The organism is Arthrobacter sp. CAN_A214, assembly GCF_015751955.1.
Taxonomy (GTDB): Bacteria; Actinomycetota; Actinomycetes; order Actinomycetales; family Micrococcaceae; genus Arthrobacter_D.
The window spans coordinates 341,019-361,597 of record NZ_JADOUU010000002.1 but is presented as its reverse complement, the minus strand read 5'-3'; the positions used below and the strand labels follow the sequence as shown (position 1 = coordinate 361,597).

19 protein-coding genes, 2 pseudogenes and 2 riboswitches are annotated in these 20,579 nt (G+C 60.8%); of the genes and pseudogenes, 13 read left to right on the top strand and 8 right to left on the bottom strand.

All coding sequences use genetic code 11. The features are described from left to right. The first annotated feature begins 20 nt into the window (after positions 1-20). The 6 genes from IWX65_RS03580 (at position 21) to IWX65_RS03555 (ending at position 5,547) form a co-directional block, all read left to right on the top strand. Positions 21-563: a tripartite tricarboxylate transporter TctB family protein gene (locus IWX65_RS03580; protein ID WP_334683623.1), complete on the top strand. Its 543-nt coding sequence runs from the start codon at positions 21-23 to the stop codon at positions 561-563. A gap of 26 nt (positions 564-589) precedes the next feature. Beyond that, positions 590-2,074 carry a tripartite tricarboxylate transporter permease gene (locus IWX65_RS03575; protein ID WP_334683614.1) on the top strand — a complete coding sequence of 495 codons (1,485 nt, stop codon included), beginning with the start codon at positions 590-592 and terminating at the stop codon, positions 2,072-2,074. An 81-nt stretch (positions 2,075-2,155) separates the two neighbouring features. Further along, positions 2,156-3,163 carry a tripartite tricarboxylate transporter substrate binding protein gene (locus IWX65_RS03570; protein WP_196881059.1) on the top strand — a complete coding sequence of 336 codons (1,008 nt, stop codon included), beginning with the start codon at positions 2,156-2,158 and terminating at the stop codon, positions 3,161-3,163. A 33-nt stretch (positions 3,164-3,196) separates the two neighbouring features. Continuing rightward, entirely contained in the window at positions 3,197-3,853 is a 657-nt protein-coding gene (locus tag IWX65_RS03565) for a methyltransferase (RefSeq protein ID WP_196881092.1), read from the top strand. Next, a complete protein-coding gene (locus tag IWX65_RS03560; RefSeq protein WP_196881058.1) occupies positions 3,850-4,245 on the top strand; it encodes a universal stress protein in 396 nt (131 codons plus the stop codon). The genes IWX65_RS03565 and IWX65_RS03560 overlap by 4 nt, the downstream gene beginning before the upstream one ends. A 186-nt stretch (positions 4,246-4,431) precedes the next feature. Further along, a complete protein-coding gene (locus IWX65_RS03555; protein WP_196881057.1) occupies positions 4,432-5,547 on the top strand; it encodes a citramalate synthase in 1,116 nt (371 codons plus the stop codon). A 593-nt stretch (positions 5,548-6,140) separates the two neighbouring features. Here IWX65_RS03555 and IWX65_RS18025 read toward each other — a convergent pair. Continuing rightward, positions 6,141-6,314: a LuxR C-terminal-related transcriptional regulator gene (locus IWX65_RS18025; RefSeq protein ID WP_196881056.1), complete on the bottom strand. Its 174-nt coding sequence runs from the start codon at positions 6,312-6,314 to the stop codon at positions 6,141-6,143. A 981-nt stretch (positions 6,315-7,295) separates the two neighbouring features. Here IWX65_RS18025 and IWX65_RS03545 point away from each other — a divergent pair. From IWX65_RS03545 to IWX65_RS03530, 4 genes are all read left to right on the top strand, one after another. Continuing rightward, positions 7,296-8,012, top strand: coding sequence for a helix-turn-helix transcriptional regulator (locus IWX65_RS03545; RefSeq protein WP_196881055.1), 717 nt, complete (start codon positions 7,296-7,298; stop codon positions 8,010-8,012). A gap of 140 nt (positions 8,013-8,152) precedes the next feature. After that, positions 8,153-8,422 carry a hypothetical protein gene (locus tag IWX65_RS03540; RefSeq protein ID WP_196881054.1) on the top strand — a complete coding sequence of 90 codons (270 nt, stop codon included), beginning with the start codon at positions 8,153-8,155 and terminating at the stop codon, positions 8,420-8,422. Between the two features lie 654 nt (positions 8,423-9,076). After that, positions 9,077-12,442 carry a VWA domain-containing protein gene (locus IWX65_RS03535; protein ID WP_196881053.1) on the top strand — a complete coding sequence of 1,122 codons (3,366 nt, stop codon included), beginning with the start codon at positions 9,077-9,079 and terminating at the stop codon, positions 12,440-12,442. After that, entirely contained in the window at positions 12,439-13,287 is an 849-nt protein-coding gene (locus IWX65_RS03530) for a hypothetical protein (RefSeq protein WP_196881052.1), read from the top strand. Before IWX65_RS03535 ends, IWX65_RS03530 begins: the two co-directional genes overlap by 4 nt. Before the next feature lie 788 nt (positions 13,288-14,075). Here IWX65_RS03530 and IWX65_RS03525 read toward each other — a convergent pair. Further along, positions 14,076-14,669, bottom strand: a complete 594-nt coding sequence (locus IWX65_RS03525; RefSeq protein ID WP_196881051.1) for a DUF7793 family protein — start codon at positions 14,667-14,669, stop codon at positions 14,076-14,078. Between the two features lie 382 nt (positions 14,670-15,051). After that, a riboswitch (cyclic di-GMP riboswitch) is annotated at positions 15,052-15,126 on the top strand. A gap of 324 nt (positions 15,127-15,450) precedes the next feature. Next, a riboswitch (TPP riboswitch) is annotated at positions 15,451-15,546 on the top strand. A 46-nt stretch (positions 15,547-15,592) separates the two neighbouring features. Between IWX65_RS03525 and IWX65_RS03520 the strand changes: the two genes are divergently transcribed. Continuing rightward, the gene (locus tag IWX65_RS03520; protein WP_196881050.1) at positions 15,593-16,357 is read left to right on the top strand and encodes a 3-oxoacyl-ACP reductase; all 765 of its coding nucleotides are present in this window, start codon (positions 15,593-15,595) and stop codon (positions 16,355-16,357) included. 129 nt (positions 16,358-16,486) lie between these two features. On the opposite strand, the gene IWX65_RS03515 is transcribed toward IWX65_RS03520, so the two are convergent. After that, entirely contained in the window at positions 16,487-16,678 is a 192-nt protein-coding gene (locus IWX65_RS03515; RefSeq protein ID WP_334683612.1) for a recombinase family protein, read from the bottom strand. A 220-nt stretch (positions 16,679-16,898) separates the two neighbouring features. Between IWX65_RS03515 and IWX65_RS03510 the strand changes: the two genes are divergently transcribed. Further along, positions 16,899-17,108, top strand: a complete 210-nt coding sequence (locus tag IWX65_RS03510; protein WP_196881049.1) for a hypothetical protein — start codon at positions 16,899-16,901, stop codon at positions 17,106-17,108. A gap of 66 nt (positions 17,109-17,174) precedes the next feature. Here the strand turns inward: IWX65_RS03510 and IWX65_RS03505 are convergent. The 3 genes and pseudogenes from IWX65_RS03505 to IWX65_RS03495 all read right to left on the bottom strand — a co-directional run. Further along, positions 17,175-17,369: pseudogene (locus IWX65_RS03505) on the bottom strand (helix-turn-helix domain-containing protein); the annotation flags it as partial. Between the two features lie 299 nt (positions 17,370-17,668). Then, positions 17,669-18,694: an NAD(P)/FAD-dependent oxidoreductase gene (locus IWX65_RS03500; protein ID WP_196881048.1), complete on the bottom strand. Its 1,026-nt coding sequence runs from the start codon at positions 18,692-18,694 to the stop codon at positions 17,669-17,671. Continuing rightward, positions 18,660-19,499 (bottom strand): class I SAM-dependent methyltransferase, encoded by an 840-nt coding sequence (locus IWX65_RS03495; RefSeq protein WP_196881047.1) that lies wholly within the window; start codon positions 19,497-19,499, stop codon positions 18,660-18,662. Before IWX65_RS03495 ends, IWX65_RS03500 begins: the two co-directional genes overlap by 35 nt. A gap of 48 nt (positions 19,500-19,547) precedes the next feature. Here IWX65_RS03495 and IWX65_RS03490 point away from each other — a divergent pair, with 48 nt between their 5' ends. Continuing rightward, positions 19,548-20,117 carry a helix-turn-helix domain-containing protein gene (locus IWX65_RS03490; protein WP_196881046.1) on the top strand — a complete coding sequence of 190 codons (570 nt, stop codon included), beginning with the start codon at positions 19,548-19,550 and terminating at the stop codon, positions 20,115-20,117. Between the two features lie 39 nt (positions 20,118-20,156). Here the strand turns inward: IWX65_RS03490 and IWX65_RS18020 are convergent, their stop codons facing one another. Then, positions 20,157-20,315: an IS3 family transposase gene (locus IWX65_RS18020; protein WP_442859159.1), complete on the bottom strand. Its 159-nt coding sequence runs from the start codon at positions 20,313-20,315 to the stop codon at positions 20,157-20,159. A 60-nt stretch (positions 20,316-20,375) separates the two neighbouring features. After that, positions 20,376-20,552 (bottom strand): annotated as a pseudogene (locus tag IWX65_RS18015) (IS30 family transposase); the annotation flags it as partial. Between the last annotated feature and the right edge of the window lie 27 nt (positions 20,553-20,579).

The window sequence follows — 20,579 nt, the reverse complement described above, 5'->3', positions numbered from 1 at the left end:
TCAGATTGAGTGATCGACAAATGACCGGAGGGGGTGGCGGTTTGGAGCCGGTTTCCGCTAGGAGCAGGAACCTTCTTGCTCTTGCGACTGCTGGGATTCTGCTCGTCGTGTCCATCCTGATGGCGATTCGTTCGGCCAGCCTGGGTTACTGGGAGGCACTGGGGCCGGGGCCGGGATTTTTCCCTCTTTGTTTGGCTCTGATGTTGGGTTCGCTCTCCCTTGTCTGGGGTCTGCGGCAGTGGCGAAACGGACACGTTGCAGCAGAACCAGCCGGTCAGGCGGCCAAGGACGATGAGCAAGAACAGCCCAATAACATCAAGCAGATCGCCGCTATCGTCGGCAGCCTCGTCGTTCTCGCCCTGGTCTTGGAAGTTCTGGGATTTCAGTTGAGCATGCTGCTTTTCCTGATTTTCCACCTTCGAATCCTGGGGCGCCGCCGCTGGTTGCTCACCATCGTCCTGTCGGTTGCGGGCAGCTTTGGCCTCTTCATCCTGTTCACGAAGGTGCTCTCCATTTTCTTGCCGGCGTCGTCCATTCCCTTCTTGAATAATCTGGGGTTCTGATCAACATGGGTCCATTCGATTCCTTGATGCAGGGCTTCGCTGCTGCACTATCACCGGAAAACGTCCTGTACGCCCTGATCGGCTGTCTCATCGGGACCGCGCTCGGTTTGCTGCCCGGTATCGGGGCTACAGCCGGCATCGCCATCCTCCTGCCGATTACCGTCGGGATGGAACCGGCGTCCGCCATCATCATGTTGGCCGCAATCTTCTATGGGACCGCCTATGGCGGAACGATTACCAGCGTGCTGCTCAACATACCGGGCGAAAGCGAATCGGCGATGACCTGCATCGACGGTTACCAGATGACCCTCAAAGGCCGCGCCGGTGTAGCACTGACCATCGCAGGGATCGGCTCCTTCATCGGAGGCACCGTTGCAACAATCGCCCTTGTATTCGCCGCCCAACCGCTGGCCCGTCTCGGCCTCAAAATGGGCCCTCCCGAGTTCTTTGCCCTGGTCATCGTCGGCATCGCCCTACTGGTCGGTCTGGTCGGAAAATCCGTCGTAACAGGCCTCATCTCAGCACTCGTCGGCATGATGATTGCGATGATAGGTATTGACCCGGTCGCAGGGTTGCCGCGTTTCACCTTCGGCAGCGCACACCTTCTCGACGGTATGAGCATCGTTCCGGTGCTCGTTGGTGTCTTCGGTCTCGGTGAGCTGCTGCATGTCGCCGGTGGCGGATCACCACGTCCCGCAGCGCCGCGTCTGCGACATCTCATTCCTACCCGCAAAGATGCTCGACGAGCGGCCCCCGCCATCCTGCGCGGCACCGCCATCGGGTCGACAATCGGACTCATCCCGGGCGTCACCAGCGCAGTTTCGTCCATCCTTGCCTATAGCGCTGAACGCAAGATCGGGAAACACCGCTCAGAGCTCGGAACCGGAGCTATCGAGGGAGTTGCGGCTCCGGAAACCGCGAACAACTCGCATTCCAACGCCGCTTTCGTTCCGCTGTTCACGCTGGGTATCCCTGCGTCCCCTGCGATTGCCGTCCTGATGGGCGCCTTCCTTCAGAACGGGTTGACTCCGGGCCCCCAGCTGTTCGTCACGAATCCTCTCCTGGTGTGGACCATCATCGCCAGCCTCTTCGTGGGCAATGCTCTGCTTCTCATCCTCAATGTTCCGCTCGTGGGGCTATGGACGAGAGTGCTGGCAATTCCCTCCTCCGTCCTTACCTCATTCATCTTCGTTTTTGTGGTGATCGGTTCCTATGCGGTGAATGTCAGCGTGGCGGACATCCTCATCATGGTGTTCTTCGGCATCGTTGGCCTGGTTTTTCGCCGGGTCGACATTCCAGTCGCTCCCTTGGTGCTGACCCTGATCCTTGGCCCGCTGCTCGAATCCGCCTTGCGGCAATCCCTGCAGATTTCGGGCGGCGATTTCTCGATCTTCGTTACTCGACCAATCGCCCTCGTACTACTGATCGTCGGCGCCCTCATCATCATCCTCTCGGTCCTCGGTTCCCGGCTGAAGGCCAAGAGCGAGATGCCGATGGACGCTGACGGCTAACCCATACCTAGCCCACATATATCTACCAATTCACGCCGAGCAAAAAAGAGCAGAACCCGGCGTCAACAAAGGAGAAACACGATGAAACGCAACATCATTGCAGTAGGCGCGGTGGCAGCGCTGGCGCTGTCCGGTTGCGCCGGCGGCGGCAAGTCCGGCAGCACAGGGGCGGGCTCGAATTCTGAAGGCAGCGACTACCCCAGCGAAGCGATTACGATGCTCATCGCTTTCGACGCCGGCGGATCCACCGACGTAGGTGCACGTTTGCTGGCCACCGCCCTCGAAGACGAACTGGGCGTGCCCATCACCATCGAGAACCGTCCAGGAGCTGGTGGTCAGATCGGCTACACCGCCATCGCCAACGCGGAACCCGATGGCCAGACGATGGGTGTCACCACCCTGCCCGGTGTGGTTGTTGCGCCCCTGGCCGGAGATACGGGAGCGGAGTACGCCGTGGAGGACTTCGAACAGATCGCCCTGCAGGTGATCGACGCGGGCGGCATGATGGTTGCGCCCGACAGCCCGATAAACAGCGTTGAAGATCTCGTTGCCGCAGCCAAGGAGAATCCGGGAGGAGTGCGAGCCGCTACAACCGGCATTGTCACCGGGGATCACTTCGGCATGCTGCTGCTCGAAGAGGCAGCGGGCAGCGACCTTCAGGCCGTTCACTTCAGCGGCAGCGCACCGGCAACCACTGCGTTCCTTGGCGGCAATAACGTCGAAGTCCTCATTGCCAACGTCTCGGACCTGACCACCCTGGCCGAGAACGGCAGCGGGAAAATCATTGGTCTGATGTCCGAAGAGCCGAGCCCGCTGCTCCCCGATGTTCCGACCTTCGCCGAAGCGGGATATGACGAGGTGGTCACCGGTTCAGCGCGAGGCTACGTCTTCCCGGCAGGAACCTCCGAAGACAAAGTTGAAAGGATTTCAACGGCGATCGGCAACATCATGGAGGATCCGGAGTTCCAGCAGGAAATGAAGGATCTAGGCCTGGCACCGGAATACAAGAACGCCGACGAGTACAGCCAGTTCTGGGACGAGACCGTAGAGACCACAAGAGAACTTCTTCCCCTCCTCGAGCGGGACTAATCCCGCGGACCTACAGGTTCAGTGAAAGGAAAATTGGTGACGGAACAAATTGACCTTGGTAACGCACAAGGCTCAGACCAGCAGGGCAATTTACTGAAGGCTTTTGCGGCGATTCCATCCGCAAACATTGGTGATGGGATGCAACGGCTTGGACTGCTTGACTCATCGATCCAATCAGTGTGGCCCGGTGCGTGCGTTGTGGGCCCCGCCTTCACCTGTTGGACACGGCCCGGAGACAATTTCTGGATCCACAAAGCGCTCGAGGAAGCCAAAGCAGGGGATGTCATCGTCGTCAATGGTGGGGGCGATGTAACCCGGGCATTAATTGGTGAACTGATCGGGATCCGGGCCAAGATCAAAGGGATCGCCGGGTTCGTGATCGATGGTGCGGTCCGGGACGCTGACGGTCTAGCCGAGTACGGGATGCCGGTATTCGCCCGTGCCATCACGCCCGCAGGCCCATACAAAGACGGACCGGGAATGCTGTCCATACCAGTCGCCGTTGGCGGCGTGTCGGTTGCCCCGGGCGACATCATCGTCGGCGATTCCGATGGCGTTGCTGTCGTCCCCAGGGCGAAAGCTGCGGAAATCCTTGTCGCTGCTACGGCAGTTCAGGATCGTGAGAATGAGCGGCGCGCCGGTTACGAAGCAACACTTGACGCGATGCTGACGCAAAGGCCTACATCATGACCGTCGTTGTCGGCTACATCCCGACAGCTGAAGGACGAACGGCTATGGCTGCCGCGATGGAAGAGGTACATGAGCGGGGCGACAAGCTGATCATTGTGAACTCCGCGACCGGATCTGCCTATATGGATTCCTCAATGGCCACCACCGAGGACCTCGAAGAGCTAGTGAAAGCATCTAAATCACGAGGAATCGACGTCGAGGTTCGGCAGTTACCCCGCGGACAAGCAGCAACGGAGGAGATTCTTCAAGTAGTTGAAGACACTAACGCGCGCTTGCTAGTCATTGGGCTGCGACGCCGCTCACCGGTGGGAAAGCTGTTCCTGGGAAGTACTGCACAGGAACTATTGCTAAAGAGCACCTGTCCCGTGCTCGCCGTCAAGCCCGGCACTTGACGGGTGGATGTTTCGGCAAGAATCCGGCTTGCCGAAACATCCAACGCTGGATGGCCGGCTCCGGCCTGGGAGCACGACAGCAGGTTTCATCAGACACCTTGGCAACGCCGCAAGAGAGCAGCAGTTCCGGAAGGAAGAACGAGACACCTGAGATGCCCTTAATCACCTCAAACGAGAAGAAAGCCAATGAATAATTATCCCAGTGTCCAAATCCTCGAACTTGGTATGCGGGAAGGAATGCAGATCGAAAGCGCCGCCATTCCTACCGCTCGCAAGATCGAACTGCTCGATGCCTTGTCCCGAACCGGACTGAAACACATTCAGGTCGGATCCTTCGTCAGCCCTAAATACACCCCTCAGATGGCGGAGATCGACGATATAGTCCAAGGGTTTTCGCCCAATCCAGGTGTCGAGTACAGCGCTCTGGCTTTGAATGAGAGAGGACGCGAACGGTGGCGGCAGTACGTTCCTCCGTTAGCCGTTCCCGAGAGCGTCGATCGACCCCGAACATCGGTCCAACTTTGCGACGTTTTTGCCCGACGGAATGTGAACCGTACCCAACAAGAAGAAATCGACTCCTGGCCACGAGTCATTGCAGCAGCCCAAAAAGCCGGTTCTACAGAGGCAGCTATTGCCATTCAGTCCGCGTGGGGATCGAACTGGTTGGGTGAGTTCAGCGAAGATCAGCGGCTCGATCTCCTTGATCAGCAATATCAGCTGTGGATGGACGCTGGAATTCCCGTTCGCGAGGTCAGGATTGCTGATCCGATGGGCTGGAATCTGCCTGACCGGGTCGAGGCACATCTCAAGAATATTCTTGAGCGCTGGCCGTCAATCACTACCTTCCAACTGCACCTTCACAATACGAGGGGCACCGCGATGCTGTCGGCGTACACGGCACTTCGCACTTTGGACACTCGCCACACGCTGGTCCTCGACAGCAGCATCGGTGGAATGGGTGGTTGCCCATACTGCGGAAACGGACAAGCCACCGGCATGATACCGACCGAGGACCTAGTCGACCTGCTCGAAGAACTTGGCATCCCCACCGGGGTGAATCTCGATCTGCTGATCGAGGCGGCCATCCTCGCTGAGGATATCGTGGGGCGCCGCCTCGACGGTCACCTTTCCAAAGCAGGTGTGCGCCCGCGGGGAGAAAAGCTTTATCCGATGGACCTTCCCTTCATTGAGACCCTTGAGCAGGCCCAACACTTCCGTCTCGGAAAGGATGTCTATCAAGGCGCCCTATCACCGTGGACGAAACCAATCCAATCACCGGCCCGCGATGCTTTAGAGAGTTGAGTAAAGCGAAATAGGGACGGTCCGCAAGCTCTATCGGTGGGACTGGCGCTTAGTGGGCGTAAACACTTTGAAGAGCGGAATCCGAACCTGAAAGTCGACCCACCTGAAGAACTTGCTCTGTCGGGGCGATGGTGGGGTAAATCGGTCGTCGTGGGAGGAGGGTTGTTCCGATCGTCCTGCGGCGCGGCGTTGATTCCCTCATCGGTGGAGGTCTCGTCGGTACGGCGGAAGACGTCGCTGGTCGCGTACTCGATGGATTAGTCCCCCCCCTCCTTGGCTCCATTCAGACGGTTTTGCTAGGCGGGGAATCGTTTCTGCTCGCGGTTGTCGAACGGAATAAAGTTGCAAGGCTATGGCGGGTGACTTGGATTCATGTATGACAAAAAGGTTGAAAACATCGAAAGTTCTCCTGTTGTGGAGGAGATGATCCATGCTTGGGCCAGCGAAACAGAGAACAGTCACGCACCTGAGCAGTTGCATGCTCGTCAGCGAGGGCGACCACCAAACGGCCTGACCCCTGCTGTGCAGCATTCAGTCCGCTTTGAAAGCCGTCCACCTGTACGTGCGCGTTGACGGAACCCAGTCCTGTCGCTTCAGGAGTGCGCAGTAAGGCGTCGACGTAGCTCCCGAAGGGCGAGGTCGGTCCGGGAGGTGGCGCCGCTGATCCGGAGAAGTGCTTGGACGTGGACCGCGACAGTATAGGGGCTGGTGCCCAGTTCAGCGGCGATGGCATTGTTTGATAAGCCTTTAACGGGGCGGTTCAGCACGTTCTGTCGGAATGGGGTTGCTGGTGGTGCGTCGGAGAATTCTGCGGCAACGTGATTGAACGCGACAGCAGTACGCCCTGGCCATTGTCGAAGGTATTCGCGGCCTTGCTGAGTTCGATCACAGCGGCGCTTTTGTGGCCTTGGCGCAGAGCCGTTTTTGCTGCGGTCAGGTGGTAGCGGGCACGGTCGGGTGCGCTGAGTAATGCGAGCGCGATGTCGTCCCAATCCGTTTGGGGCGCAGGTTCATCAACGTGGTGAGTGAGGATTACTGTTGCGAAGGCTCGCCGGTGCCTGGAGGCATATCCGTTGAAGTCCAAGTGACGCAAGAAGCTCTGCAGTTCGTGCGGGGCGGCGCCGGCATCGAGGGCAATCTGGGCAGTCTCCCACGCCCGGTTAGGCCGGTGGCATGGCCGCGCTTGTCGACGCAGCTTTGGTACGCCTCGAGTACTGTGTGGACATGAAGGGCACATGTATCAATGTGAGATCCCATATCACCCCGGCTAAGTCCGTTTCGCATGTCATCGGTTGCACCACGCAGTAGGAGAACAGGTGTCGATTGCCGGATGCATAGGTCCGGGTCGGTCCTGAACTGGAGCCGGTGTGACATACGGGGCTTCTTTTGGAGGAGGCGCTCATGGCAATCGGTCAGGTCATTCATTCTGCGTCTACCCGAGATGGCGCGCGGTTGGCCTATACGGAGAATGGTTCTGGTCCGGCGCTGGTCATCGTCGGGCACTGGCCCTCGCATGTGGTCATGAACTGGAAGAGTCCTGTGTGGCATCACTGGCTCGAAGGACTCAGCCGCTCCCGCCGCGTCATCCGGTGTGACAGCCGAGGAACGGGCCTGTCGGCCGGCGGACGGAGCGCTGCGTCGCTTGATACGTGGGTGGAGGATTTGGAGACTGTTGTCGCGGCGGTGGGCGTGGTTTCGTTCGCCGTTTTGGGGATGTTGAACGGGGGCCGGTTGCCATTGAATACGCAGTGCGGCACCCGGATAAGGTCGACGCTCTCATCCTTTATGGGACGTTCGCCCTCGGACGGGAGAGGCGGGGAGACGCCCGCAGCCAGAGGAAGGGTGAAGCGCTGCGCACCCTCATGCAGTTGTCATGGAATGAGGAGAACGCGGCGATCCAGCAACTGTGGAGCGCGCGCTTCATTCCTGGTGCGTCCTTGGAACAACTGAGGTCTTTCAACGACCTACAGCGAACTGCGGCAGGAGCGGATGCCGTGTCAGAGTCGTTGGATATCTGCCATCGCATCGACATCACCGTCCGTGCGAGCCAGGTCGACGTCGCCACCCTCGTGATGCACAGCCGCAACGACGCAACGGTGCCGCTTGAGGCGGGCTACCTAGTGGCCACTCTCATTCTCGGAGCTGAATTCCTTTTACTCGAGAGCAATAACCACATTCTGCTGGCCAAAGAACCGGCCTGGGCGACTTTTCTCTCCGCCGTCGATGACTTCCTCAAGCCGCACTCCATCGAGGTTTTGCGGACCGTCGAGTACTTGTCGGCCAGGGAGCGGGAGCTTCTCCGCCTGATCGCTTCCGGACTAGATAACGCAGCGATCTCCCGCCGGCTCTTCATCAGCCCGAATACCGTGCGCAACCACATCACCCACATGTTCGGCAAGCTGGGCGTCTCCAACAGGGCGCAGGCAATCGTCCTCGCCCGCGACGCCGGAATCGGCGGACGCTGACCATCCATGGGACTGAAGTCCCATGAATGAGGCGCGGTAGCCAAAGATCCCCCGGGAGATGGGACCCACTCCTCATGGCAGCGGGATCCTGAAAGCGCATGGTAGAGGCAGGACGCGGGGAGCAGGAAGAAGGACAGGTCATGGACACCACACATGAGTCACTGAGAGCCCTCGACCCCGTGGTGCCGTCGGGAGTGCCGATTCATGATCCTAAGATGGCTGTCGCCGAGCTGGTGAATGCGGCAACCGATGCCCACTACCAAACCCGCACAGCCCTGAAACGACTGGTCACCACGGCCAGGACACAGGTGCTGATGATCCTGCGGGACAGAGCCTTGGACGTGGTGCACCTCCAGGCTGGCCTTGAAAGGGCCCGCTGCGACATCTACGGGATACGCGGACCCGTCTGAAAACACTCACCGCGCTCGGCCGTTTACGTGCCACCACTGCGTAGACTCACCGACACTTTTGCGTGCGCCATGCGATAACCAGAGTTACGGCAGCAGTGAAAGAGCCACACGCTGGTTCATCGCGGAGGGCAGTGGCAGGGAATTCTAGTGCTCCGCCCTCGGGCCACTGCGAGCGAAGAACTCCATCCGTAATAACAGTCCTTCCGCTGCTACCCAGATTCGCCACACCAGGCGGAAGCGGGCCGTCCCACCTATTGCCTTGTAACCCTTGGGTTACAAGGCAATAGGATAAGACACTTGCTCTCCCCCGCCACTGCTGCTCTTCTCATGTCTTGCAACCCTGCCTCCTGACCTAGGGGTGCGGGATTCTCACTGCAGAGTTGGTTGCGAGACAACTTGAGGTATTCAGCCCCTGAGGGTGGCCCGCGGAAAAGGTCCTCATCGTTTGCCAAGCTCGGTCAACTCGCTCGACCCTCGAGGTCAGGACGGATCCTATTGGAAGTTGACAGATTCCAGCAGCAAGTGCTGGTGCGTCAACCTTTCGTTTATTGTTATCGAACCTTTACATTCGCGCCCTTCAGGCACCGGAACTCCGCTGATAGCCTGACCTCGCCGGCGCTAGGATCGTCCCAGCCATGGTCACAGGGGGTAGACATGGCGCGCTCGGTCATGCGTTCTGCAAGCATCGGATTTGCACTGGTGGTGGCGACAGCCGCTCAACTTATCGGTCCTGCCGGACCGGCACAGGCCACGAACACTCTGGCGAGCGAAATCGCCGCAGTAGCCCACGAATCGTTCTCGTTCAACAGCAAGGGCACCAAGGAATCACTCGTCGCGTCTCTGACACCGGTAGCCACGGCTGCGCCCGGGCCAGCACGCATCGAGGACGTCGCAGGCACGGCAGCCGGCTATATCGACGGGGTGCGCTACCGGGAGGACTTTGACGGGCAACAGGCCTATCTCTATGACCTTCATCTGCTATCCCACCTCGACGGGGCCGCGCGCAAGGCAACCGACCCCGCAGAGGCAGAGGTTTTGTCCTCCGCACTGACCGACCTGCTGCTCGCGGGGCGTTTGACAGCCGAGACCGCGGTGGGCGATGCACGTACCGCACTCACGACGCCACCGGCGGAAGCAGCGGGAGCCGCAGTAGACCAGCTGGCCCGGGCGTCCGCAGAACGGAACCTCGCCGCTGCTGAGAAGTCCCTCTCGCAAGCGCGCGACGCCCTCGCCAAGGCCTTCCCGGCCGCCGCTGAAACCCACTTCGCCAAGGCCTGGCGGGACGGCACCAACGCACTGGCCGACCTCGGCATCACCTTCGCCGGCGACCGTGACAGCGACGGCATCCCGGACCGCGCTGAACTCAGCGTGGGCGGCTCGCCGCTTCTTTTGGACACCGACGGGGACGGCCTCTCTGACGCCTTCGAATTCAACGCCATGGCCGTCCTGGCGCTGAACAACACCGACACCGACGCGGATGGCGTGCCCGACGCCGCCCAAGACCATGACGGTGACGGCCTTACCGCTGCGCAAGAACAGACCGCGAAGACATCGCCGGTTGACCCGGACACGGACGCCGATGGCCTCACCGATGACGTTGAGCCCTCGTACGGCACTGATGCATTGGCTGCCGACACCGACGGAGATACTCTGCCAGACGGCGCAGAAGCGCGCGGCGGTACTGACCCGACCAATCCTGACACGGATTCCGACGGTGTTTTCGACGTGGATGAGCTCCTGTCCGTTTCCGTGGAGGGACCCGGCGGAGCGTCGGCCGTGGTAACTGGCGCCAATCAGTCGGCGTTGGGCGCGCGAATCGCCATAGTCGCCGACGCCGATAGCCGAACCGGCGCCGATGCGCGCCTGGGAGCTGCTTTTGAATTCGAGTCCCCCGGCGAAGGCATGGCTAAGGCCGAGATTACCCTGCCCTATGACACCGCCGGAGTGCAGTTGGGCCAGGCTGCCGAGCGGGCGCGGGTGTTCTGGTTGGACGAATCCGCCAACGCCTGGGTTCCTGTAGCCGGTGACCAGCGAGTTGATGCCGCGGCCGGGACGGTGACCGTTGCGGTAAGCCACTTTTCCACGTACGCCGTCTTTGACATCGTGAACTGGAATGAGACGTGGACCGCCAAGGACAACCCCTGCCGCACACGAACCGACGGCGGTGGCGATGACGTCGTTTTCCTCGACCTTGCCCTGTCCATCGACTCCTCCGGTTCCATGTCCTGGAACGACCCGCAGGGCCTGCGCAAGGACGCGGCGAAGAACTTCGTCGACGCGCTGCTGCCCGAGGACCGTGCCGCTGTCATCGACTTCGACAGCTTCGCGCGTGTCCTGCAGCCGCTGACCACCAATAAGGACGCGGTCAAGGGCGCGATTGACCGTATCGACGATTTCGGTGGCACCAGCATCTCGGCTGGTGTGAGCGCGGCGAACAACGTTCTCGCGAACAACAAGGACGCCGAGCGTGGCCGGGTTATGATCCTGCTGACCGACGGCGACGGGACCTGGAATAACTTTCATCTCACGCAGGCCAAGCAGAACCTGATCACGATCTACACCATCGGCCTCGGCAGCGCGGTGAACTCCGGCCTGCTCAACACCATCGCCACCGAAACGGGCGGTAAGTACCACCAGGTCGACGACGCCGCGGAACTCCCGGAGGTGTTCCGCCGCATCAGTAACGACACCGGTGGCGACGAGGGCGTCATGAGCGACTCCGACAAGGACGGACTCAACGACTGCGTTGAAATCCAGGGTGCTCACAGTCCCGGCACTGGGCTCCGCTACGTTTCCGACCCATTCGACGCCGACACCGACGGCGACGGGCTGGCCGACGGCCAGGAGGTCCTTCCTCTCGGCACCAGCATCGGGGTCCCGACCGCGTCTGACACTTTCCAGGTTCTCTCCGACCCCTCGAACACCGACACGGACGGCGACAGCCTTCCTGACCCCGCCGAACTGGACGAGGAAACCAGCATCTGGCGCGCCGATTCCGACGGTGACGGACTCAGCGATTCCGACGAGCTGAGCTGGGCCACCGACCCGCTCACAGGTGACACGGACGGTGACGGCTACACCGACGGCACCGAGGTCGCCGACACGGACGCCGGGTTCAGCCCTGTCGTCTTCGATGACCCCATGAGCCCCGATGAGTGGGCCAGCGAGTACGCCAAAGGCGCGGCACTTGGTGACGCCGGGGACGGCACCACCGTGCCCTACTTGCTGGGCACCATCAGCTCCTCAGCCGTAAGCTTCATCCCGGTGGTCGGCTGGATCGCCGGTGCCATCCTCGACCTGCGCGACGCGATCGCCAATACCGTCAAAACCGACTGGGTAGCGGCCGGTATGTCTCTGGCCGGCATCGTGCCCTACGTCGGAGACACCGCCAACATCATCGCCAAAGTCACGAAGTTCCTCGGCCGCAGCGCACACCTGCTCGACGACGTCGTCGCCGCGATCGCGAAGCTGGAGGACTTCCCGGCCAAAGCCCGTGCGGACATCATCGCCGGCATCAACAGCAACTGGGACGCTCTGCGCAAGGCATCCCCGGACATGGACGAGGCGAGCTTCCTCCGGCTTGCCTCCTCCAGACAAGGTGCTGACCACATTGTCGCAGCGCTGAACCGTTCAAAGGTTCAAGTCGGCACGCCCCTGCCCTTCGTCACTCACTGGCGCGAGGCAGAGACCGCCGTGGCGGGCCTCTTCGGAGTGGCCAACACGCCGCTGTCACGGCAGGTCTTTAGGACTCCTCCGGGCTTCAGCACTGGCCGAGTCGCCGATCTGGTCGACGGCAGTATCATGCGAGAGGTGAAGTCAGGATTCGTGCCATATCGCTCGCGCATACGTACACAGATTCTCAAAGATGCTGCCATTTTGGGCGACAAAGTGGATAACGCAGATATCAAGGACGTCGTCTGGCACTTCGTCGGCGGTCGGACGGGGTCTTTGGGTGCGGACCCGAGGATCTTGGACCTGCTGGAAGAGCACGGCATCCAATATGTTATTCATCTGCCATGAAGTACTACCCACAACTGACGAAACGCCAGGCTGTCTCGGCTCTGGAGGAGTTCCTCGCCGAACGCGCTCCGGCGCTTGAGCGGTTCCGTCAAGCGCTCCGTGCGGACGGTCGGGACCCGGACACCCTCTTGGACGGGACAACCCAGGGGCTGGTTCCGCTGTGGGGCTGGGTTTTGAGCGGACTAACAGGACCGGATGCGCCCGCGTGCACCGACCCCGCCACAGTGCCGCACGAGGACTGGCCAAGTTGGGAGCGCTTCACAGCCGAAACCGAAGCGATCCTCTCCTATGAATCCGTCCAGTTGCTCGATGGGTTCATCTCGTACCTCGTGCGGGTAGTGGAGGACCGCACTCCCACTGCTCAGTGGCAAATTGGTCAGCATCCGAATAAGCGCTACCAATTCCGCAATCACCCTGTGTTGGCCGGAGCCGATCGTCAGATCTTCTTTCCGGGGCCAGTCGCATCCAGCGCCCGGGAAGTGGTTCGCGGCCGAAGAGCACCCGCGAACGACGAGATGGCGGGATACGCCCAAGCAGTCATCGAGGCGCTGAGTGCCGAGGAAACCAGACACGAACCGCCCGAGCCGCTCGTCGAAGTAGAAGACCTCGGCGATCACCCGATCCGCGGCCGTGAAATCGAAGTGTCCTTGCGGGAAGACATCGCCCACGAATACTCCCGGCAGGTGGACCATATGGTCAAGACCCTGGCGATGGAGGACGGGATCACACGCGTCATCCGCGAAGACCGCGAAGTCCTCCTCGTCGCCACACCCAGCTGGAACACCACGCAACTTCAGGAATGGGTCACCCAGGCACTAAGGGATGCCGGAAACGACCATTCATAGGACATTCCTGCTCCTCAGCGCTCAAAGCGGCGCAAGGCGTGATTCACGGGCAGGCACTACCGCTGACTACTGGTATCAGGGGCCTACGATGCCCACTATTGCTATGGCGATGATTACAGCCGCCAATGCCGTGACCCTTACGATGAGGCGCTGGGCGGTACGCAGAACAGCAAAGCAGACCGCCGCCGGCACTAGGATCCCCGCCATGGCGATGGTGATGAGCATCGTTGTGTAACCGGGCCGCATACCCGCGTCCCTCGGCGCGCCTAACCCTGTTGATTCCAAGTAGATGGCGAGCACGCAGCCGAGCATGACGAGTGCACCAGTAATGCTGAGGGCGACGCAACCCCCGATAGCCATCTTCGAATCATCATGCGCGCACCCCCTCCCCTGCGAAAAATCCCCGTCCATCAGAAATATGCCCCATTCTCGGTGCTGTTAGTCGCCCCGTGAAGAGCACCGATATCAGTGCGGTGAGAGTTTTTCGGCGCGGCGCCCGCCATAGGTGATGGTGACGAGTTCTTCGTTGCCGACACCGAGGCTGAGTCTCGACGTGACGCATGGACCGCGTGGCGCGGGTCGGAACGAGCAGGGGAACACAGTCCCGGGTGGAGCCGCCCGGCGCTCTACCTTCATTAGCAAGCCCTGGCGATCAGCAAGACCACAAGATCCTGGGCTGATTCGCCGACAGTACCTTGACCGTGCACGTTGTCACTATATCCCTCGGGTTTTGAGCGGACGAGCGTGCCGTCCCACAATAAATGGTTCTCTGCGCTTCCTGAGGGGTGTCATCTGCATTTGGTGAGCCACTGTTGGGCGTCATTGATTGTGGTGAAGTGCCGGGTGGGGTAGGGCGGGTGGTGTTGTTGTTTGTAGTAGGCAGTGATCACCGGGTCTTCGGTCTCGACTCCGACGATGGCCAGGGCCGCGATATTCAGTCCCGTCGCGAGGGTGTGCAGCGCTTCTTCCGTCACGGAGATCAGGTGATTGAGGCGGATGAGCATCGGCGGGCAAACGGACGGACTGAGCTGGTTGGCCCGGTCGACGATTCCAGCAGCGACAGCGTTGTCGACTTCCGTACTGGCCACACACTCGAGCCATAACACTCCCCCCCGCATTTCGGCAGTGAAGTGCTCGTTGGCGGCAAAAGCACTGTCAGGATGAGCGTCCTTACTGTCTGGTTCACCGTCTTCCCTGAGCCAGGCAATGGCGTCGGACTCGTTGTCGAAGTACCGACTGGGCGTGGCGGAGCGGTAATTGAACGCAGTAAGGACCCTACCCACCTCATCCACACCAACGACGGCGGTGCGGGTGGAACATGTGTCATCAATGAGCAACTGCTTGGCCTCGACAGTAATCCGCTCGACCAACCCAATATGCACCAGCAGAGGCCGCTTTCCATGAGGAGATGCGGCCGTGACCGCCTCGATCGTGGAGTGAATATCCTCTGTGTGTATCGTGACGCCTGGCGCCCACCGCAGGCGCAGAAAGTTCCCATCATCGCTCAACGTGTACCGCCCAGAGGATGGCTCCTGAGACCTTTCCATTTCTCCCCCAGTTCTGACGATCCCTCGTCGTTGCCGCCCCGCCCACCCCATGATGCCGCATCTTCAATCACTACGTGGCACACAAAATGTTCCACTACGTGTGCCAATGAAAGTGACGAAAGGAGCTCGCGTAGCACCCTGGCCACAGACGCGGCTTTCTCGGTTACGCCGAAGGCACTGCGGCGTATGCCTAACCACCACCCCCCCCTTCTCGTTACGCGCGTTAAGGCGAACCCGGCGCGAGTCTGGGACGCAAACCCGCGGAACCCACGCGGTCAGCCGGGTTACCGAACAATGAAGGCCTCACGAATGCTCAGCGAAACCGAGCTGCTCAATACCCAGGGGACAGCTGTTGTTATTGAAGACGACCTGGATATCCGTAACCTCGTCTGTGCGTGCTGCGCCGAGCCGGGTTCGACGTGCGCTCAGATGCGACAGGGCGCGACGGGGTAGAGGTCGTACGCAGTAGTACCCCACGCGCCGCCCGTCAGGCCAAAAACACCAATGAATTTACAGTCCCCATCATGGAGCCCAGATGCGCACGCCTCACACGGGGGCTCCTGCAACCCAGGGAAATAATAGGCTTTCTGGGCTCGGAGAGAACGTGTACTCTCGAGGCAGTGACACGGGGTGCCGGTATCAACCGGCTGAGATGACACCTGTTGAACCTGATCCAGTTCGTACTGGCGAAGGGATGTCCTGCCAAACCCAGGTGTTATCGGTCCCGCATCTTTTCGCCCTGACCCTCAGGGAGCCTTATGCAGATTACAGAACAGATCGTCCTGGTCACCGGCGGTGGCCGCGGTCTCGGCCGCCGCATCGTCCAAGCCTTCGCCGCCGAGAGTGCCCGGGTGATCATCAACTACCACGCCAGCCGGGACGCCGCCCGGCAACTGACGAATCACTTCGGCTCGTCTCGGGCCGTGGCCCTGGAGGCTGATGTCACCGATCCCGAACAGGTGGCCACCATGCTCGAACGAGCGCAGGAACACTTCGGCGCCCCGGTCACCACCGTGGTGAACAACGCCCTGGCGGCCTTCTCATTCAATGGGGATGCCCGCTCACATGCAGCGAAAATTGGTTGGGACGAGTTCGCAGCCCAGTTCTCCGGGAGCGTCCGGGGGGCCCTGAACACCACGCAGGCGGCCCTGCCAGGCATGCAGGAACAAGGCTTCGGGCGGATCATCAACATCGGCACCAACTTGTTCCAGAACCCCGTGGTGCCCTACCACGACTACACCGCAGCGAAAGCGGCACTGCTGTCCCTCACCCGAACCCTGGCCAAGGACCTGGGCGGGCACAATGTGACAGTGAACATGGTCTCCGGAGGGCTGCTGCGCACCACCGACGCCAGCGCAGCCACCCCCGAAAAGGTCTTCGACCTTATCGCCTCCTCCACACCATTGAGACACGTCACCACACCGCAGGAATTCGCTGACACCATCCTCTTCTTCGCCTCGCCCTGGGCGAGGTCGGTTACCGGGCAGAACCTGGTGGTCGACGGCGGGCTAGTCATGGACTGAGCCGGACACCCATAAGCGCGTACCGGCAATTGCACCTCAACGCTTTCCTCTTCGGCGCCCGCCATCAAGGCAGCGCCCCAACTCCCCCGTGGAGCAACTAGGGGACATTTCGTACTGGAAACTGAACCTTCAGCAGTCCCCCACCTCATCACCCTCCCGTAGATGGTCGAGCAGCTTATCCAGCTCGGGCCTACCGGCCATCGTTCCGCTCACACCATGGTCGGTGAACATCCGGTTGCAGCCGGCCGCTTTCAATGTTGCGTGCTGCAGGTCTGCGTTCTGCTCCAGCGTGCTGACCCTGGCATACCCGATGCTTCCCATCTCGACTCGCCCTCAAGCTCATCAAAGGACTTTTTTACTTTGTTGAGAATAACCGCTGAGCGCGGACCCGCGGTGGGAGGACTGGCGGCTACGCCGCGTCACCGGCGTCGACGGTTCTTGAGCGGCGGTAGGCGGGGCGCGTGGCCAGGTCATGGCGGGATCAAAAAGGTACACCAAGCACTACGCCAGGCTGATGGACGATCGGATCGAGGAATTCATCATGCGCAAGGAACTGATCATGCTCATCGCGGCCGAACTCGACGTCGAAAACTGCCAACCCACCGACTTCCCCAAGCCACGCCGGATGTACGTGTGGATCCGCTATCCCTCAAAAGCAATTCGCATCCAAGCGCATGCGATCGCCTACACACGGACAGCGGTGAAGATCCGATTCCTCGAACCGTTGATCAAAATCCAGCGTGAGGGCTGAATGTGGCTCAATGCGATCACGCTTGCGTCACCCAATGACGGGGACTGATTTGGAGGCGTAGGCCCCTTATCCCGATGCCTCCGGTGGAGTGTCGACGTCCCCTCGGGCAATGTGGGTCCGAGCTTTAGCGTAGGCACCGGTGATGTAGTCCTCGAGCTTGGCGCGTTCGATGCGCCACTGGCCTCGGCCGCCAATCTGAATGGCTGGCAGCTCTCCTGACTGGATGAGTCCTCGGATGGTGCTGTGCTTGGTGTTCAGCTCGTCTGCTACCTCCTACCTGCTACCTGCTGCAGGGAGAGGAAGCGCAGCGGCCTGGACTGCTCATCAAGGGAGTGCTCTGTCATGTACCCAGCATTCCAGCTACCGAACACTGCGCCGTCGATCGACGCCTTAAAGGGTGGAAGCGGAACCGCACCATGAACTACTCCCCGGAATTCAGACCGGTGATGAAGATCGTAGGGGATGGTTCGTTGGCTGACATGGGCTGTTTCGTTGTGCAGAGCGGGCCTTTGTTGAGCCCCTCGACGACGGGGGCATCCGATGGGACGCCATCGGTGTGATTAGCGGTTGATCGGGTTTCCTAGGACGATCTCGCCGATAATCGCGGAGGCTGCTGCGAGTCCGCTGGCTGCTGCGTTGATGACTTGGGCCATGGGTTCGCTGGTGTTGCCTGCAGTCCATATTCCGGGCACGCTGGTGGCGCCGTTGGGGCCGGTCTCAATACGGGTGGCGACAACGTGATCGTTGATGGTGAGGTCGGTGGGGAACAGGCCGAGGGGGGCAAGGAAGTCGGCCCGGGCATGCACGGTGGTTGCGATGACTAGGACGTCGAGGTCGATGTGGCTGTCATCGTTCAGGCGGACGCCGGTCAAATCGTCATCGTGGCTGAGTACTTCGACCACGGTTGCAGGCAGGACGGCAATGCCCCGCTCGACCAGATCCTTGTACTGGTCCGCAGTAGGTGGTGCAGTGTGAGTCAGCACGGTGACGTGTGGGGTGAGCAGTCGGAACATCATGGCCTGATGGATGGCCATCGGCCCGGTGGCAAGCACACCAATGCGCTGGCCGCGCACCTCGTACCCGTGGCAGAAGGCGCAGTGCAGTACGTCCTTACCCCACCGCGCGCCAAGGCCGGGCACGTCTGGTAGTTCATCTTTGCCGCCCGTGGCGACGACGATCCGGCTTGCGCTGATTGAGCGGTCGTCGAGCGTCAATGTGAACGCCCCGGCGCTACCGTGGATTGAGGACACGGTCCCAGTGACGAGTTGACCACCGTATCGTTCGACTTCAATCTGTCCGAGCCGGTACAGCTCGGCGGGTGGCGTGCCGTCGCGGGTCAGCAGGTTGTGGACATGGCCAGCGACGGCGTTGCGGGAGGTGGTGTTATCGATGACGACCACGGTTTGGCCAAAACGGCCGAGTGTGACTGCGGCGCTGAGTCCAGCGGCGCCGCCTCCAATGACGGCGACGTCGTAGGCGTGGGAACTGGAGCTTTTGCGGTCGCCATGGGGTTTGTCGGCTTGGGTCGTAGCCGCAGTCTGTCCGGTGGTGTTATGCGGGTTCTCTTTGATGGTGTGTTGATTCATGATTGTTCCCGGTTCTGGTTGAGGTAGCCACCCAGACGGTGCGGGTGGTGCGAGGTTCGAGTTCGAGGTTGTTGGAGAACCGTTTGAGCAGGTCTTCAACTGCGTGGCGGTCGCTCGTGCTCAGGCCCGCCAAGTGCGAAAAGCGCGCGAACCACTGTTGGGCGTACTCCCGCGCGGCAGGGGTGACGGGTGCGGTGGTCGTTACCTCGGACTTGGCGACGATGAGGCCGGCGTCCTCGATCACTGACGTCCAATCGGGGTAGTGGTTCCATCCCTCGGCTGCCGCGGCGCGGTGGCAGCGCTGTTCCAGCAGCACTTCGCGGGGATTGATGAGGAAGCTGGGCAGAGTAGTGAGTTCAACGATGACCAGGGATCCATTGGGTGCCAATGCTCGGTGAGCTCCCGACAGCAGTCGGGCAGGATCGGCGACATGGTGGAGTGAGGATGATGCCCAGATCAGGTCAACCGGCGTCTCGGGTAGCGCTGGGAAGCCCTCGTCGAGGTCGGCTTCGATCACGGTAAAGTCCTGCTCGCGCAGCAATTCGAGCATCTGCCGGTTGTTGTCGACACACGTTATAACGGCATCAGGGTACCGTTCGCGCAGTAATCGGCTGCCTGCGCCGGTGCCAGCGCCGAGGTCGACGATGGTGTGCGCTTCTGGGCCGGTCAGGTTCAGGACGGCCGTGAGGTGCTCGCTGAACACCTCGGCATCGAGGTCGAGGCCGCGGTGCTGGTCCTGGTCACCGAACCGCTGGTGGTGCTCGTGCGGGTGATCTTTATTCTCGCTGGCGATGTGGTGACTCATAATCCCCACTGTAGACAGTGAATGCTTCTAAGGCATAGTCTCTTGCGTATGAAGCAAGATATTGACGCCCTCGTTCGTCAGCGCATCCGGGCCCTCCGTCTGGCCCGGGGCTGGTCATTAGATGCCCTGGCCAGCTCCTGTTTTCTGAGCCCTTCGACGTTGAGTCGTATCGAGACCGGGGACCGGCGCATTGCACTGGATCAGCTCGTACCGATTGCCCGCGCCTTAGAGACCACCCTCGATGAGCTCATCAGCTCCCAGGAGGATGAGGATGTGGTCATCCGACCCCAGCCCGCGCATCGCGCGGATGTGACCACCTGGCTACTTTCGCGTGACCGCGCCGCGGCAGGAGTGGTGGTGGTCAAGACACGGGTGGGTGCTGGAGTGGCGCTAGCACCCGAGAGCCAGGTGCATCCGGGGTGGGAGTGGTTTACCGTGTTGACCGGTCGGGCCCGCTTGGAGCTTGGCGACCGGGTGCTCGTCGTTGAGGCCGGCGAAGCAGCAGAGTTCTCCACGATGGTGCCACACCGGATCAGCGCTGTCCCTGAGTCCGGAGAACTAGAAATCCTGTCGGTATTCAATCGTGACGGCGAACGGGCGCACTTGCACGATATGTGATCAGGCGCGAGCGGGATCGCCCGTGGTGCCGTAGGTGAGCTAAATGGTTTTCGAGGCTGCGAGGGCTCGATTCCGGTATTCGATCGGACTCAGGCCATCGAGTCGGAGTTGGATTCTGATGTGGTTGTACCAGCACATGTAGTCCTCCAGCTCTGCAGTGAAGGCGTCAACACTCACATGCCGGGTGTGGTGAAACATCTTTTCTTTCGGGAGCACTTCATCACTCGGTTCCGCTTCCGGGTTTTCCTCGTAAAACATCACGTGCATCTCCGTCTGGTCGGCGAGCTGAAGTCGCAGTCGCCCACTGGTCTGCTCTGGCGAATACTTCTTCCTCAAATCAGCTTCCACCTTGGCACGCAGCTTCCGGTTCGTCTGCAGCTTCGCAGGCTTCGGTCGGGACGCGCGCTCGTACGTCATGACATGAGCCGTCGTCGCACTTCCCATGACTGCTGGTATCAGGAG

Coding starts and splice junctions, on each gene's coding strand:
- IWX65_RS03575 (WP_334683614.1), top strand. CDS start 590: ATGCAGGGCTTCGCTGCTGCACTATCACCGGAAAACGTCCTGTACGCC.
- IWX65_RS03490 (WP_196881046.1), top strand. CDS start 19,548: ATGAAGCAAGATATTGACGCCCTCGTTCGTCAGCGCATCCGGGCCCTC.
- IWX65_RS03555 (WP_196881057.1), top strand. CDS start 4,432: ATGAATAATTATCCCAGTGTCCAAATCCTCGAACTTGGTATGCGGGAA.
- IWX65_RS03510 (WP_196881049.1), top strand. CDS start 16,899: ATGCGCAAGGAACTGATCATGCTCATCGCGGCCGAACTCGACGTCGAA.
- IWX65_RS18020 (WP_442859159.1), bottom strand. CDS start 20,315: ATGTTTCACCACACCCGGCATGTGAGTGTTGACGCCTTCACTGCAGAG.
- IWX65_RS03515 (WP_334683612.1), bottom strand. CDS start 16,678: ATGGGAAGCATCGGGTATGCCAGGGTCAGCACGCTGGAGCAGAACGCA.
- IWX65_RS03520 (WP_196881050.1), top strand. CDS start 15,593: ATGCAGATTACAGAACAGATCGTCCTGGTCACCGGCGGTGGCCGCGGT.
- IWX65_RS03560 (WP_196881058.1), top strand. CDS start 3,850: ATGACCGTCGTTGTCGGCTACATCCCGACAGCTGAAGGACGAACGGCT.
- IWX65_RS03495 (WP_196881047.1), bottom strand. CDS start 19,499: ATGAGTCACCACATCGCCAGCGAGAATAAAGATCACCCGCACGAGCAC.
- IWX65_RS03500 (WP_196881048.1), bottom strand. CDS start 18,694: ATGAATCAACACACCATCAAAGAGAACCCGCATAACACCACCGGACAG.
- IWX65_RS03535 (WP_196881053.1), top strand. CDS start 9,077: ATGGCGCGCTCGGTCATGCGTTCTGCAAGCATCGGATTTGCACTGGTG.
- IWX65_RS03540 (WP_196881054.1), top strand. CDS start 8,153: ATGGACACCACACATGAGTCACTGAGAGCCCTCGACCCCGTGGTGCCG.
- IWX65_RS03530 (WP_196881052.1), top strand. CDS start 12,439: ATGAAGTACTACCCACAACTGACGAAACGCCAGGCTGTCTCGGCTCTG.
- IWX65_RS03570 (WP_196881059.1), top strand. CDS start 2,156: ATGAAACGCAACATCATTGCAGTAGGCGCGGTGGCAGCGCTGGCGCTG.
- IWX65_RS03580 (WP_334683623.1), top strand. CDS start 21: ATGACCGGAGGGGGTGGCGGTTTGGAGCCGGTTTCCGCTAGGAGCAGG.